The sequence below is a fragment of the Pseudomonas yamanorum genome, assembly GCF_013386765.1.
Taxonomy (GTDB): Bacteria; Pseudomonadota; Gammaproteobacteria; order Pseudomonadales; family Pseudomonadaceae; genus Aquipseudomonas; species Aquipseudomonas yamanorum_A.
In genome coordinates, this window is record NZ_JACARE010000053.1 from 1 (window position 1) to 13,442 (window position 13,442).

At 61.9% G+C, this 13,442-nt stretch carries 13 protein-coding genes and 1 pseudogene; 4 read left to right on the forward strand and 10 right to left on the reverse strand.

Annotated elements, in window-relative coordinates; translation table 11 throughout:
* From HX875_RS32650 to HX875_RS29690, 3 genes and pseudogenes are all read left to right on the forward strand, one after another.
* Positions 1-233, forward strand: a pseudogene (locus tag HX875_RS32650) (hypothetical protein); the annotation flags it as partial.
* Between the two features lie 152 nt (positions 234-385).
* Complete coding sequence (locus HX875_RS29685) at positions 386-2,044, forward strand: MFS transporter (protein ID WP_177048239.1); 1,659 nt, start codon at positions 386-388, stop codon at positions 2,042-2,044.
* A complete protein-coding gene (locus tag HX875_RS29690; RefSeq protein ID WP_177048241.1) occupies positions 2,041-3,186 on the forward strand; it encodes an HlyD family secretion protein in 1,146 nt (381 codons plus the stop codon). Before HX875_RS29685 ends, HX875_RS29690 begins: the two co-directional genes overlap by 4 nt.
* A 135-nt stretch (positions 3,187-3,321) precedes the next feature.
* On the opposite strand, the gene HX875_RS29695 is transcribed toward HX875_RS29690, so the two are convergent.
* The 10 genes from HX875_RS29695 to HX875_RS29740 form a co-directional block, all read right to left on the reverse strand.
* Positions 3,322-4,182, reverse strand: a complete 861-nt coding sequence (locus HX875_RS29695) for an aldose 1-epimerase (RefSeq protein ID WP_177048243.1) — start codon at positions 4,180-4,182, stop codon at positions 3,322-3,324.
* 268 nt (positions 4,183-4,450) lie between these two features.
* Complete coding sequence (locus tag HX875_RS29700) at positions 4,451-5,731, reverse strand: TRAP transporter large permease (protein ID WP_010166793.1); 1,281 nt, start codon at positions 5,729-5,731, stop codon at positions 4,451-4,453.
* Positions 5,732-6,259, reverse strand: coding sequence for a TRAP transporter small permease (locus tag HX875_RS29705; protein ID WP_177048245.1), 528 nt, complete (start codon positions 6,257-6,259; stop codon positions 5,732-5,734). It abuts the gene before it with no gap.
* A 67-nt stretch (positions 6,260-6,326) separates the two neighbouring features.
* The gene (locus tag HX875_RS29710; RefSeq protein WP_177048247.1) at positions 6,327-7,298 is read right to left on the reverse strand and encodes a TRAP transporter substrate-binding protein; all 972 of its coding nucleotides are present in this window, start codon (positions 7,296-7,298) and stop codon (positions 6,327-6,329) included.
* A 51-nt stretch (positions 7,299-7,349) separates the two neighbouring features.
* On the reverse strand, positions 7,350-8,225 hold the full coding sequence (locus HX875_RS29715; RefSeq protein WP_177048249.1) for an SMP-30/gluconolactonase/LRE family protein: 876 nt from the start codon (positions 8,223-8,225) through the stop codon (positions 7,350-7,352).
* Positions 8,226-8,255: 30 nt separating this feature from the next.
* The gene (locus HX875_RS29720; protein ID WP_177048251.1) at positions 8,256-9,077 is read right to left on the reverse strand and encodes an NAD-dependent epimerase/dehydratase family protein; all 822 of its coding nucleotides are present in this window, start codon (positions 9,075-9,077) and stop codon (positions 8,256-8,258) included.
* A gap of 361 nt (positions 9,078-9,438) precedes the next feature.
* Positions 9,439-10,707 (reverse strand): OprD family porin, encoded by a 1,269-nt coding sequence (locus tag HX875_RS29725; RefSeq protein WP_177048253.1) that lies wholly within the window; start codon positions 10,705-10,707, stop codon positions 9,439-9,441.
* Positions 10,708-10,958: 251 nt separating this feature from the next.
* A complete protein-coding gene (gene copD / locus HX875_RS29730) occupies positions 10,959-11,816 on the reverse strand; it encodes a copper homeostasis membrane protein CopD (RefSeq protein ID WP_177048255.1) in 858 nt (285 codons plus the stop codon).
* Between the two features lie 3 nt (positions 11,817-11,819).
* Positions 11,820-12,185 (reverse strand): copper homeostasis periplasmic binding protein CopC, encoded by a 366-nt coding sequence (gene copC / locus HX875_RS29735; RefSeq protein WP_177048256.1) that lies wholly within the window; start codon positions 12,183-12,185, stop codon positions 11,820-11,822.
* 23 nt (positions 12,186-12,208) lie between these two features.
* The gene (locus HX875_RS29740) at positions 12,209-12,652 is read right to left on the reverse strand and encodes a GNAT family N-acetyltransferase (protein ID WP_177048258.1); all 444 of its coding nucleotides are present in this window, start codon (positions 12,650-12,652) and stop codon (positions 12,209-12,211) included.
* A gap of 143 nt (positions 12,653-12,795) precedes the next feature.
* Between HX875_RS29740 and HX875_RS29745 the strand changes: the two genes are divergently transcribed.
* Positions 12,796-13,416 carry a TetR/AcrR family transcriptional regulator gene (locus HX875_RS29745; protein ID WP_177048260.1) on the forward strand — a complete coding sequence of 207 codons (621 nt, stop codon included), beginning with the start codon at positions 12,796-12,798 and terminating at the stop codon, positions 13,414-13,416.
* The last annotated feature ends 26 nt before the right edge of the window (positions 13,417-13,442 follow it).

The window sequence follows — 13,442 nt, forward strand, 5'->3', positions numbered from 1 at the left end:
CTTTTGATCTTGATCTTAGGCGCCCCGTTAAACCACGCTGGCCGAACGCAGGTAGTACGGAGCGGGTAAACCGGCAGGACGCCGGTTTAGCCGCGACGGGGCAGGGACGCCCCGTCGCGGCGGCCCGCTTCGTGCTACCGGAGAGAGGGCACACCGAGCCTGAGCGAGGTGCCGAGTGGTGGGGCAAGAGCGTTTTGCTTACTTTTGCGCTGTTCAAAAGTGAGCCGCCGTAAGGGCGGAACCCATAGCGGCCCTGACCGCAGCAACGGATATACACACCAACCAATCCCCCATCCCAAGATGGCAAGATGAACCGGACTCAGGTTAACTACTCTATGAGTAATGGTTTCACCGACCTTGCACGTCGGTTCATCAAGGTCACCGAATGGACAAATACACCCCCCACACCTGGCAGCCCCACGAACGCCCGAGCCTGCCGGGCTCGCCGTCGACGCCGCTGCATTCCACCCGCAAGCGCTGGGCCTACGCCCTGGTCGGCGTGCTGGTGGCAATCACCGGGGGCCTCGGCAACTCGCTGGTGATCGCCAACCTGGTGTACCTGCAAGGCGCCTTGGGCGCCACCACCGCAGAAATGGCCTGGCTCCCCGCCGCCTACGTGATGACCAACGTCTCGATGAACCTGCTGCTGGTGAAGTTCCGCCAGCAATTCGGCCTGCGGGCCTTCACCGAAGTGTTCCTTGTGCTCTACGCCCTGGTCACCTTCGGCCATCTGTTCGTCAACGACCTCAGCTCCGCCATCGCCGTACGGGCCGCCCACGGCATGGTCGGCGCCGCCCTCAGTTCCCTGGGCCTGTACTACATGATCCAGGCCTTCCCCGCAAAATGGCGGATGAAGGCGTTGGTACTCGGCCTGGGCACCGCGCAACTGGCTTTGCCCCTGGCCCGACTGTTCTCCGAAGACCTGCTGCAAATCGCCGAATGGCGCGGCCTGTATCTGTTCGAACTGGGCATGGCCCTGACCTGCCTGGGCTGTGTGTTCCTGCTCAAGCTGCCTCCGGGCGACCGCTTCAAGACCTTCGAAAAACTCGACTTCCTCACCTTCGCGATCCTCGCCACCGGCGTCGCCTTGCTCTGCGCCGTGCTGTCCCTGGGCCGAATCGACTGGTGGCTGGAGGCGCCGTGGATCGGTATCGCCTCGGCCTGCTCGCTGGTGCTGATCATGGCCGGCCTGGCCATCGAGCATAACCGCGCCAACCCGTTGCTGATGACCCGCTGGCTGGGCAGCGGGGCGATGATCCGCCTGGCGCTGGCGGTGATCCTGATTCGCATGGTGCTCTCGGAGCAGTCCACCGGCGCCGTGGGCTTCATGCAGATGCTGAACATGAGCAACGAGCAGATGCGCACGCTGTATTGGGTGATGCTGGCGGGGGCGATTGCCGGCCTGGCCGTCAGCGCGCTGACCATCAACCCCTCGCACTTGCTGATGCCGCTGATCATCTCCCTGGCCTTCATGGCCACAGGCTCGGTGATGGACAGTTTCTCCAGCAACCTCACGCGCCCGCAAAACATGTACATCAGCCAGTTCCTGCTAGGCTTTGGCGGCACGTTTTTCCTCGGGCCGACCATGGTGTTGGGCACGAAAAACGTGCTGACCAACCCCAGGAACCTGGTGAGCTTCTCGGTGCTGTTCGGGATCTGCCAGAACCTCGGCGGCCTGATCGGCGCGGCATTGCTGGGCACGTTCCAGATCGTGCGGGAGAAATTCCATTCCAGCATGATCGTCGAACACCTGACCTTGCTCGACCCGCGCGTGGCGGCGCGGGTGGCCAGCGGCGGCTCGGCCTATGGCGGGGTGATTGCCGACCCCGAGTTGCGTAACCTGGTGGGCATTCGCAGCCTGGCCACGGCGGCCACCCGTGAGGCGAATGTGATGGCCTATAACGATGTGTTCATGCTGATCGCGATCATCGCCATCCTCACCATGATCTGGATTTTTATCCGCAGCCTCTGGCTGATGAGTACCACTAAAGCTGCCGCCAGCGCAGCGCCTTCCGTTCAACCCAGCGGCGCACTTTCTTCATGACCGAACCGACGACGACTACCACCAACGCCATCGCTTCCACGCCGGAAGGCACCGCGCCACCGAGCATGCCGGCCACCGAACCCCGCTCGTTGCGGGTGCGCATCATCTCTTCCATGGGCTTTGCCGCGATTGCGATTGTCGGCGTGCTGATTGTGCTCTACGCCTGGCAGTTGCCGCCTTTCAGCAGCGCTGTGGAAACCACCGAGAACGCCCTGGTGCGTGGCCAGGTGACGATCATCGGGCCGCAGCTCAGCGGCTACGTGTATGAAGTGCCGGTGACGGACTTCCAGTACGTCAAGGCCGGGGATTTACTGGTGCGCCTCGATGACCGCATCTACAAGCAGCGCCTCGACCAGGCCCTGGCGCAACTGGCGGTGCAGCAGGCGTCGCTGGCCAATGTGGTGCAGCAACGCAACAGTGCCGAGGCGACCATCAAGCTGCGCCAGGCCGCCTTGATGGACAGCCAGGCCCAGGCCCGCAAGAGCACCGCAGATTTGCGCCGCAACGAAGAGTTGATCAGCGACGGTTCGGTGTCCAGGCGCGAGCTGGACGTGACCCGCGCCGCCAACGCGCAGACCATTGCCGCCGTGGCCCAGGCCCAGGCCAACCTGGAAATCGCCCGGCAGGATTTGCAGACGGTGATCGTCAATCGTGGTTCGCTGGAAGCGGCGGTGGCCAGTGCCGATGCGGCGGTGGAACTGGCGCGTATCGACCTGTCGAACACCCGGATCATCGCCCCGCGTGACGGGCAACTGGGGCAGATTGGCGTGCGCCTCGGGGCCTACGTCAACAGCGGTGCGCAGTTGATGGCGCTGGTGCCGAACCAGCTGTGGGTGATCGCCAACATGAAAGAAACCCAGATGGACAACGTGCAGGTAGGCCAGCCGGTGACCTTCACCGTGGATGCCCTGGACCACCGCAAGTTTCATGGCACGGTGCAGCGTGTTTCGCCAGCGACCGGTTCCGAGTTCAGCTTGTTGCAGGCGGATAACGCGACCGGCAACTTCGTGAAGATCGCCCAGCGGGTGCCGGTGCGGATCACCGTGGACCCGGGCCAGGAACAGAGTGAGCGGCTGCGGCCGGGGTTGTCGGTGGTGGTGAGTATCGACACGGCGGGGCGCCTGAAAAACACCCCGCCCTGACACACCGCAAGTCTCCATTGTGGAATGCAATCAATGTAGGAGCTGGCTTGCCTGCGATAGCATCACCTCGGTGTGCCTGAAAGACCGAGTTGCCTGCATCGCAGGCAAGCCAGCTCCCACATGGGTTTTGTGTGGTTAGAGAGGGTTGTATTGCAGGCTGAAACCCAGCTCTGCCGACTGGCCTTGCTCCAACAACTTCAACCCCGGCCTGCCCGGCAGGTGATGGGCATTCACCGGATGACTCACCGGTTCGAAGCAGAAAAAGTCCAACCCCGGCGGGCAGTACAGCAGGAAGTAGTCGCTGCCGGTGGCCTGGCATTCCAGGGTGTAACCCAGCTGCGGCTGCTGGATCAGGCAACGCCCGTCCCATTGGCAAAAACCATTGTCCACCAGCGCCTCGGGTAGCGATTTCAGCTGCTGAAAATCCCACTCGGCGGGCACGGCAGCCAGGCCCGTCGGCAGTTTCGTTGCATCACTCATCCACACCTGCGAAGCCTTGGCCTGCAACCGCGTGCCCGGCCTGCGTGGTAGATACGGATGCAACCCCAGCCCATGCCACGCCGCCTGCTCCGCCAGATGGGTGACCCGCAGGCTGATGCTCAACCTGCCGTCCTTCAACTGAAAACGCTGCTCGGCGCGATAGGCAAACGGTGTGGTGCTGTCCAGTTGCAGCAGCACCTCGTCTGCCGACTGGCTGATGACCTGCCATGCCTGTTGCCAGGCGCTGCCATGAATTGGCAGTGGGTCGAGCGGGCTGTTGGCTTCAAGGGCCAGCCATCCGGAGGGATTATTGAAGCCACCCTCGGCAATCCGGTTCGACCAGGGCGCCAGCGGGAAACACCCCAGCTTGCCCGGCAGGCCGCTGGCCAAGGCTGGTTCATCAGTGTGGCGCAGCAAGGGTTGGCCGCTGCTGCGTACTGTCCAGTTGACGATACTCCCACCCAACTCCGGTGAGAGCGTCAGGCGGGTGAGGTTATCTTCGAGTTCAAGCATCATGAGTGTCAGCAGACCTATTGGATGATGAATGCTTCTGTGGTGAGGGGGGCTTGTTGCGGTGAGGGGAGCTTGCTGTGGCGAGGGAGCTTGCTCCCGCTGGAGTGCGCAGCGCTCCCAAGATTTTGGGGCCGCTGCGCAGCCCAGCGGGAGCAAGCTCCCTTGCCACAACAAGCTCCCTTGCCACAACAAGCTCCCTTGCCACAACAAGCTCCCTTGCCACAGCAGCTCCCTCATCACAACCGCTCCCTCGCCACACGCAGTGTGGGGGTTACAGCACCAACCCAGGCAACCACAACGATAACGCCGGAATGTAGGTCACGGCCATCAGCACCAAAAACAGCACGCCATAAAACGGCAGCAGCGCCTTCACGGTTTTCTCGATGCTGACCTTGCCCACCGCCGCCCCTACAAACAGCACCGCGCCCACCGGCGGGGTGATCAGGCCGATGCCGAGGTTCACCAGCATGATCATGCCGAAGTGCACCGGGTCGACGCCAATGCCCAGGACCACCGGCAGCAAAATCGGCGTGAGGATCAGAATCAGCGGCGCCATGTCCATCACCGTGCCCAGCAACAACAGCATGGCGTTGATGCACATCAGGATCACGTAGCGGTTGTCTGACAGGGTCAGGAACATCGTGGTGATCTTCGCCGGGATCTGCATCAGGGTCATGATGTAGCCGAAGCTGGCGGCGAACGCGATCAGGATCATCACGATGGAAATCGTGCGCACCGTGCGGTGCATCAGTTTGGGCAGTTCGCTCCACTTGTAGTCACGGTAGATGAACATGGTCACGAAGAAGGCCCACAGCACCGCAATCGCCGCCGACTCGGTGGCGGTGAAGATGCCCGACAGAATCCCGCCGAGGATGATCACCATCGCCATCAAGCCCCACAGGGCGTCGGCGCAGATTTTCAGTGCCTGTTTCAGGGGAATCACTTCGCCCTTGGGGTAGTTGCGCTTTTTCGCGAAGATCAGGCACAGCACCATCAGGCAGGCGCTCATCAGCAGGCCCGGAACCACGCCGGCCATGAACAGCGAGGCGATGGACACCGTGCCGCCGGCCGCCAGGGAGTAGAGCACCGAGTTGTGGCTGGGTGGCGTCAGCAAGGCTTGCACCGAGCCGCTCACGGTGACGGCGGTGGCGAATTCACGGGGATACCCCTGGCGTTCCATTTCCGGAATCAGCACCGAACCCACGGAGGCGGTATCGGCCACCGACGAGCCGGAGATCGCCCCGAAAAACGTCGAGGCCATGATGTTCACCAGGGACAAACCACCGCGCACAAACCCCACCAGCACCCCGGCAAACGCCACCAGCCGGCGGGACATGCCGCCCTCGGCCATGATCGCCCCGGCCAGCACGAAGAACGGGATCGCCATCAGCGAAAACTTGTTCACCCCGCCGGCCACCTGAATCATCAGGGCCTGGAACGGAATGTCGATCCACCATGCGCCGATCAGCGCAGAAAGCCCCAGGGCGTAGGCCACCGGCATGCCGATCAGGATCAAGGCGATAAAGCTGCCCAACAGAATCAATGCGTCCATTCAGGCAGCCCCTTCACTTTCTTCAACCAGGTCGAAGCGCACGACCCGCCGGTTGCTCTGGTCACCGAGCAGGAGTTTTTCCAGCACAAAAATCAGCGTCAGCAAGCCGCCAACCGGGATTGGCATATAGGTGATGCCCACCCGCAAGGTCGGCATGGCGCTCATGAACTGGTTCCAGGTGGACAGGCACAGCTTGGTGCCCCAGATCGCCATGAACAGGCAGATGGTGCCCATCAACAATTGCGAGACGATACCCACGACTTTGCGTTGGTCCGGCGGCAGGCGGTCGGTGACCATGGCCACCGACATGTGCGCCCCGGCGCGGTAACTGGCGGCGGCGCCGACAAAGGTGAACACCAGCATCAGCAGGATGGCAGTGGGCTCGGGCCAGCTGGAGCCGGTGCCGAGGACATAGCGGGCGAAGATGCCCCAGGGGATGATCAGGGCGACACCGAGGACGGCGAGGCCGGCGACCCAGATGCAGCTCATGTAGATGCGGTCGTTGATGCGCAGCAGTAAATTCTTCATGGCGTTCACCGTGACCGGGCGCGTCGGTACTGACCGCGCCGGGCCTTGTCTATAAGGGGAGGGCGGATTACTCGACGGCTTCGATGCGCTTGATCAGGTCGGCGTAAGGTGCGCCGTACTTGTCGCGGATCGAGGCGGTGGCCTCATAGAACGGTTTTTTGTCGATGTCGATGAACTCCACGCCGGCGGCCTTGAGCTTGGCTTCACTGCTGGCGGACTTGGCGTCCCACAGTTCACGCTCCTGGATCTGCGCGGCCTTGGCGGTGTTTTTCACCAGCACCTGTTGCTCCGGGGTGAGCTTGTTCCAAGTGATTTTCGACATCACGATGGGCTCGGGCAGGATCAGGTGGCCGGTGAGGCTGTAGAACTTGGCGTTCTGGTAGTGGTTGTGTTCCAGCAGGGTGGGCGGGTTGTTTTCCGCGCCGTCGATCACGCCGGTCTGCAGGGCGCTGAAGATCTCGCCGGTGTCCATGGCAATGCCGTTGCCGCCCATGGCGTTGATGGTTTCGATGAAGATCGGGTTGCCCTGCACGCGGATCTTCATGCCTTTGAGGTCTTCGATCTTGCGCACCGGTTTCTTGGTGTAGATGTTGCGCGTGCCGCCGTCCATCCAGGCGAGGGCCACCAGGTTGAATTCCGAGTCGGTGATCTTGGCGAGGATTTCATCGCCGATCTCGCCGTCGATGACCTTGCGCATGTGCACCTGGTCACGGAACACGAACGGCATGTTGAACACGTTCACGTCCGGCACCACCGGCCCGACGATGCCGAGGCTGACCCGGGCCATCTGGATCGCGCCGACCTGGGCCTGCTCGACCACTTCCTTTTCCGAGCCCAGCACGCCGCCGGGGAACATCTTGAAGGTCAGGCCGCCCTTGCTTTCGGCGACCAGGGTTTTGCCCAGTTGCTCTTCGGCGACAACGGTGGGGTAGCCGGCGGGGTGGATGTCGGCGAATTTGATTTCCAGCGCGTGGGCGGCGCCGGCGAACACGAAGGTGAAGGGGAGTGCAGCAAGGAGCAAGGTGCGTTTGAAGTCCATGGGGTGTCTCTCCAGTCTTGTTATTGTTTTATTCAAGGCACAGCGATGCAGCTAGAGGATGAAGGTGGGCTCCGGCAATCCGGTAACCCCGGGGTTGAGGGCAAACACGCCACCGGCCAGCGACTGGACACTGTGATCGTCACGGATCGAGGTGACGAACAAAGTGTCCAGGCGGCTGCCACCGAAGGCGCACATGGTGGGCTTTTTCACCGGCACGGCCAGTGAGCGGTCGAGGCGGCCATCGGGGGTAAAACGGTGGACCAGCCCGGCATCGTTGGCGCAGATCCAGTAGCAGCCTTCGGCATCCACGGCGGCACCGTCGGGGCGGCCGAGGAACTGGTGCATGTCCACAAACAGCCGGCGATTGGACGGCGTGCCGCTGTCGATGTCGTAGTCGAAGGCCCAGACCTGCTGGATCAGCGGGTGTGAATCCGAAAGGTACATCGTGCGCCCGTCGGGGCTGAAGGCCAGGCCGTTGGGCGTGATGAAACCGTTGAGTGCGGTGTGCACGGGTTGCCCGGTTTCATAGCGATACAGCGCGCCCTCGGCAGCATTGGCGCCCATGTTCAGCACCATGCTGCCGGCCCAGAACCGGCCCTGGCGATCACAGCGACCGTCGTTCAGGCGCATGTCCGGGAGGGCGTGCTCGACGCTGGCCAAAAGCCTGGTGTCGAGCCTGCCGTCGTTATGGGGCGTGAGCTGGAAAAAACCGGTTTCCATGCCCGCGACCCAACTGCCGGCGCGGGTACGCGCAATGCAGGCCAGCATCTGCGGGGTTTTCCAGGCCTGCACCTGGCCGCTGGCAGCGCTCCAGCGCTGCAGCTCGGCGTTGGGAATATCCACCCAGTACAGGGCGTTTTCCTCGGGCACCCATACCGGGCATTCACCCACGGCATTGCGGGCGTCGACAATCAGTTCTGCTTGCATGGCCACTCATTCCCTTGGGTTGGTCTGTGGTCAGTCACCGAACGGGCCGGCGGCACAAAACGCGCCGCCCTGGTACACCCGCGCCGGGTCGTCGGCAGCGGGCATCGGTTGGGCTTCCACCTGTTTGCGGAACACTTCGGAGGTGTCCCGCGGCGTGAAGCCCAGGTGCGCGGCGAAGCGGTTGTCCCACCACACATCGAGGTTATCCGACATGCCGTAGACCACGGTGTGGCCGACGTTTGGGGTGTACAGCGCGCGTTCGAGCAGTTGGGTCAGGTCATCGAAGCTCAGCCAGGTGTGCATCATCCGGCGGTTCTGCGGTTCCGGGAACGAAGAGCCAATGCGGATGCTGACGGTCTCGATGCCGTAGCGGTCGAAGTAGAAACTGGCCATGTCCTCGCCATAGGATTTGGACAGGCCGTAGTAGCTGTCCGGGCGGCGCGGGGAGTGGGCGTCGAGGGCTTCGTCCTGTTTGTAGAAGCCGATGACGTGGTTGGAACTGGCGAAGATCACCCGCTTGACCCCATGACGGCGGGCAGCCTCATAGATGTGGAAGATCCCGCAGATATTCGCCCCCAGCACTTCCTCGAAGGAACGCTCCACCGACACGCCGCCGAAATGCAGGATTGCGTCGACGCCTTCCACCAGGTGGTGCACCGCTTGTTTGTCGGAAAGATCGCAGGGCAATACTTCTTCGGCCTCATCCTTGGCCGGGGCCATGTTGGCAATGTCCGACAGGCGCAGCACCTTGGCGTAAGGGCGCAGGCGTTCGCGCAGGACTTTGCCCAGGCCACCGGCGGCGCCAGTGAGCAGCAGGCGGTTGAACGGGGTAGGAGCGTTTGTGGTGGTCATGGTGGTCCCGTTATTGTTGTAGGTTGTCGTATGACTAGTCCGAAGTATCGTTAGGGTTTCCTGTACTTGTCAACGCGCTATTGGTCGAAGTTGGTTGAGGTTCATCGCTTTCCTGTGGTGAGGGAGCTTGATGTGGTAAGAGAGCTTTTGTGGTGGGGCAGTTTGCTGTGGTGGGGGAGCTTGTTGTGGCGAGGGAGCTTGCTCCCGCTGGGCTGCGTAGCGGCCCCAAAATCTCGGGAGCGCTTCGCACTCCAGCGGGAGCAAGCTCCCTCGCCACAACAAGCTCCCCCACCCACATCAAGCTCCCTCACCCACATCAAGCTCCCTCACCACAAAAGCCTTTCCTGTTGTTTGTAAACCGTTACAACAACGAAAGCGGGTAACTGATGAATATCCGGTTCTCATCAAACTCGTTGGTGCTGAAATCCCGACGCATCGTCGCATTGCGCCACCGCATATTCAGGTCCTTCAGCGCGCCGCTCTGCACCGTGTAGGCCAGTTCCGACTCGCGGCCCCATTCCTTGCCGTTGGTGATCGCCCCGGTGTGCACGTTATCGCCGCTGATGTAGCGGTTCATCATGGTCAGCCCGGGAATGCCCAGCACCACGAAGTTGAAGTCGTGCCGTACCTGCCAGGATTTTTCCTTGGCGTTGTCGTAGCTGGCGTTGTAGCTGTCGTTGGCCAGGGTGCCGCCGCTGGTGCCGTTGACCCGCATCCAGGCGCTGTCGCCGGTGAGTTTCTGCAGGCCGATATAGAAGCTGTTGCCTTTGTATTTGGCCGACAGCAGGGCGAACGCGGTCTTGTTGTCGAGATCGCCGGCCAGGGCCTTGCCGTCTTCCTTGCCGGTGAAGAACCCGAGGTTGGCGCCCAGGGTCCAGTCGCCCACCGGCTGGCTGTGGGTCAGGTTGAAATACTGCTGTTGGTAGATGTCGCTGAGTTCGGCGTACCACACGCCCACCTGGGTGCGTTTGTCGTTGAAGGTGTATTCGCCGCCGCCGAAGTTGAAGCGGTCGGAGGTGAACGCGGCTCTGCCGTTGAGGAACATGTCATCCATGCTCGCGTCGTTGCGCGGGCTGTTGCCGCGGAACTGGCCGCCGTACAGGGTCAGGCCGGCAATCTCGCTGGAAGTGACCTGGCCGCCACGGAAGGTTTGCGGCAGTGAGCGGCCGTCATCCGAACGCAGGATTGGCAGCACCGGCATCCATTCGCCGACTTTCAATTCGGTCTTCGACAGTCGGGTTTTCAACGCCACGCCCAGGCGGCCGAAATTGTCCACGGGGCGGCCATCGCTGCCGGTCGGCAACAACTGGGTACCGGCGGTGCCTTTGCCGCCGTCGAGTTTCTGTGAGTACAGGCCCAGCACGTCCAGGCCGAAACCGATAGTGCCTTGGGTGAAGCCGGACTTGGCATCGAGGATAAAACTTTGCGTCCACTCTTCGGCCTTGGCCTGGGGATGGGCGGAGTTGGTGAAGTTGCGGTTGAAGTAAGCGTTGCGCAGGTTCAGCGTGGCTTTGGTGTCGTCGATAAAGCCTTCCGCCGAGGCGGTGACGGGGAGGGTGAAGGCCAGGCCGCTCAAGCCGATGGCGGCGAAGCGGGTGGTGCAGGAGAAAGTGCGGACGAGTTGACTCACAGTGACGCTCCCTTGTCTTTTTTGTTGTTTTTATTTTTCTGTCATACGTTGTCGTACAACATTGGGGGCGATATTTGCGGGGTTTAAGGGGGTTGTCAAGGAGAGGTTGTGCGATGACTTAGGTGGCGCCACCGATCAAATGTAGGAGCTGGCTTGCCTGCGATGGCATCACCTCGGTGTACCTGAGAGACCGAGTTGCCAGTATCGCAGGCAAGCCAGCTCCTACGTTGAGCGTGCCCGCGCTATTTTTTTCAGCCGTTCAGAACCATGGGCGGCAAGGTGCCAAGCAACGAAACGGCAGCTACCGCTGAAACACCTAGTAACAGTTCTAGCCTCACACTGGCCTTCAACGCCGGCAGTCGCTGCTCGCAGTTATGGATCCGCAGGCGGTTCAACAGCGCCAGTGCGAGCATGCCGAACACCAGCAGCACCTTGATCAGCAGGATCAGGGCGAACCCGCTGAACAAGGGCGTTGGCCAGAACTGCCCGGTGAGTACCCGCACGTTGATCAGGCCGGTCACCAGCAAACCCGTGACCAGGGCATAACCGACGCCGCTGAAGCGCTGCAGGATCGGTTCCAATGGCGGGCGGGGCGATTGCCGGAGGATCAACACCAGCATGAGCAAGCCGCCGAGCCAGGCACCGACACACAGCAGGTGCACCACCTGGTTGAGGATCAGCAATTGCCCGGCCAGGCCATTGAGCATGGCGCCATGGCCCACCGGTGCCAGCGTCGCCAGCAGCAGTGCGCAAAGCGGCAGGCGCACGGCTTTCCACGGGGTCAGCAGGCCGAGCACCAGCAGCACATTCAACACCAGGTGCCAGGTCCAGACCTGGCCGAAGAAGGTTTTACCCAGCACCAACTGCACCGTCGACCACTCCAGCGCGCCCAGCCCAACCCCGGCCATGCTCGCGCTGATCAACAGCAACCACGCCACCCCCGACACCAGTGCCAGCCACGCCAACCCTTGGGTGATGCGCGACAGTTGACGGTCGAGCACCGGTTGCGGCCCCGCGCCCAGCAGCCAGGGCCTGAACACACAGGCCCCGAACATCAACAGCACCACGATGAAATGCAGGAAGCGGCACAGCACCAGCAGGGTGGCCATGGATTATTGGCCGACCTTGAAGCTGTATTCACCGTTGCTCTTATGGGTATCAACCGAGACCGCGTTCCACACGACCTTGTAGTTGCCGGCGGCCAGTGGTGCGGCGGGTGTCACCACCAGGACTTTCTTGTCGGCGTCCGGGGTCTCGAGGCCCTTGATCGCCACTTCGGTGCCGTCCTTGCTCAGGGACACCTTGGTGAAGGTCGCTTCAACGCCTTCGCTGAACGTCAGGCGCAGGTCTTTGGGAGCTGCGACGCTGCTGTCGGCGGCAGGCTCCGAGCTTTTCAGATGGGCGTGGGCAAACGCGGCCGAGGCGCCCAGCAGGGAGGCCAGCAGGGCGACAGTGGTAACGGTCTTCTTGATCAACATTGTTCAATACCTTCAGGTGAGAGTCAGTCGTTCGGTAGAGCCATGTGCAACAAGGGGAAGGGTTTGCCTTCGCCATCGACGGGCGAGCGGCCGGTCTGGATAAAACCATAGTGCAGGTAGAAACCCACGGCCTGTGGATTCTGTTCGTTTACATCGACGCGCAGGGTGTCGTGGCGGGCGCGCACGAAGTCCAGCAACTGGCGGCCGATGCCCTGGCCGCGGCGGCTCGGGTCGATAAACAACATCTCGACATTATTGCCGCCGGTGCCGACAAAGCCGGCAATCCCTTCGGCGTCTTCGTACACCCACACTTCAAGGGCGGGCATCGGCAGGTAGCAGTCGCGCACCAGGGGCAGCAGGCGCTGGATATCGTCTTCGCTGAGGAAATCATGGGTGGCGCGCACCGAGCGTTCCCACAGTGCACCCAGCACCGGGTCGTCGCACGCGTCTCGCTGTCGAATAGTCATTGGAATGATCCTTCGAGGGGATGGCGATGCTAACCAATCCGCTTTCCACGGGGAAGGTGCTTGTACGAAGTTTCACAGTGGCGTGTCGCCGCGGTCTAGAGCGGATGTTAGTCTTGAGGCAATGTTGTTGTCAGGGAGCCCGTATGGGCAATCACAAGATCGGTATTCGTCGGGTCAACGTCGAAAAGATTCTGCTGGCGGCTGAAAAAGTCTTCGCCGAGAAGGGCTATGGCAGCACCGCCATGGCCGACATTGCTGAAGAAGTGCAACTGCCGCGCTCCAACCTGCATTACTACTTCAGCACCAAGAGCGAGCTGTACAGCGCGGTGTTGTTCGACCTGCTGGAAGTGTGGAAGCAGGACGCCCTGTGCTTCGAGATGTTCGACGACCCGCGGGTGGTGCTCAGCAGCTACATCCGCGCCAAGATGCAACATTCGCGCAGCCGGCCGTATGGCTCCAAAGTCTGGGCCAATGAAATCATCCACGGCGCGCCGACCCTGGGTGAGGCGCTGGACGTCAGCCTGTACGACTGGGCCAAGATGAAAGAGGCGAAGATTCGCCAGTGGGTGGAGGACAAGCGGATTTTGCCGGTGGAGCCGTCGAGCCTGCTGTACATGATCTGGGCCTCGACCCAGCACTATGCCGACTTTGATCATCAGGTGAACATCCTGAATGACCATCAGCCGTTGTCGGACATGCAGTTTGAGCGGGCGGTGCAGACGGTGACGAGTGTGATTTTGCGGGGGATCGGGTTGGAGCCTTGAGCACACGAGGCAAAACCCTATCGTGC

Excerpts from the sequence above, each read along its gene's own strand:
- HX875_RS29700 (WP_010166793.1), bottom strand. The coding sequence starts at position 5,731 with ATGGACGCATTGATTCTGTTGGGCAGCTTTATCGCCTTGATCCTGATC.
- copD (WP_177048255.1), bottom strand. The coding sequence starts at position 11,816 with ATGGCCACCCTGCTGGTGCTGTGCCGCTTCCTGCATTTCATCGTGGTG.
- HX875_RS29745 (WP_177048260.1), top strand. The coding sequence starts at position 12,796 with ATGGGCAATCACAAGATCGGTATTCGTCGGGTCAACGTCGAAAAGATT.
- HX875_RS29705 (WP_177048245.1), bottom strand. The coding sequence starts at position 6,259 with ATGAAGAATTTACTGCTGCGCATCAACGACCGCATCTACATGAGCTGC.
- HX875_RS29715 (WP_177048249.1), bottom strand. The coding sequence starts at position 8,225 with ATGCAAGCAGAACTGATTGTCGACGCCCGCAATGCCGTGGGTGAATGC.
- HX875_RS29720 (WP_177048251.1), bottom strand. The coding sequence starts at position 9,077 with ATGACCACCACAAACGCTCCTACCCCGTTCAACCGCCTGCTGCTCACT.
- copC (WP_177048256.1), bottom strand. The coding sequence starts at position 12,185 with ATGTTGATCAAGAAGACCGTTACCACTGTCGCCCTGCTGGCCTCCCTG.
- HX875_RS29740 (WP_177048258.1), bottom strand. The coding sequence starts at position 12,652 with ATGACTATTCGACAGCGAGACGCGTGCGACGACCCGGTGCTGGGTGCA.
- HX875_RS29690 (WP_177048241.1), top strand. The coding sequence starts at position 2,041 with ATGACCGAACCGACGACGACTACCACCAACGCCATCGCTTCCACGCCG.
- HX875_RS29685 (WP_177048239.1), top strand. The coding sequence starts at position 386 with ATGGACAAATACACCCCCCACACCTGGCAGCCCCACGAACGCCCGAGC.
- HX875_RS29710 (WP_177048247.1), bottom strand. The coding sequence starts at position 7,298 with ATGGACTTCAAACGCACCTTGCTCCTTGCTGCACTCCCCTTCACCTTC.
- HX875_RS29695 (WP_177048243.1), bottom strand. The coding sequence starts at position 4,182 with ATGATGCTTGAACTCGAAGATAACCTCACCCGCCTGACGCTCTCACCG.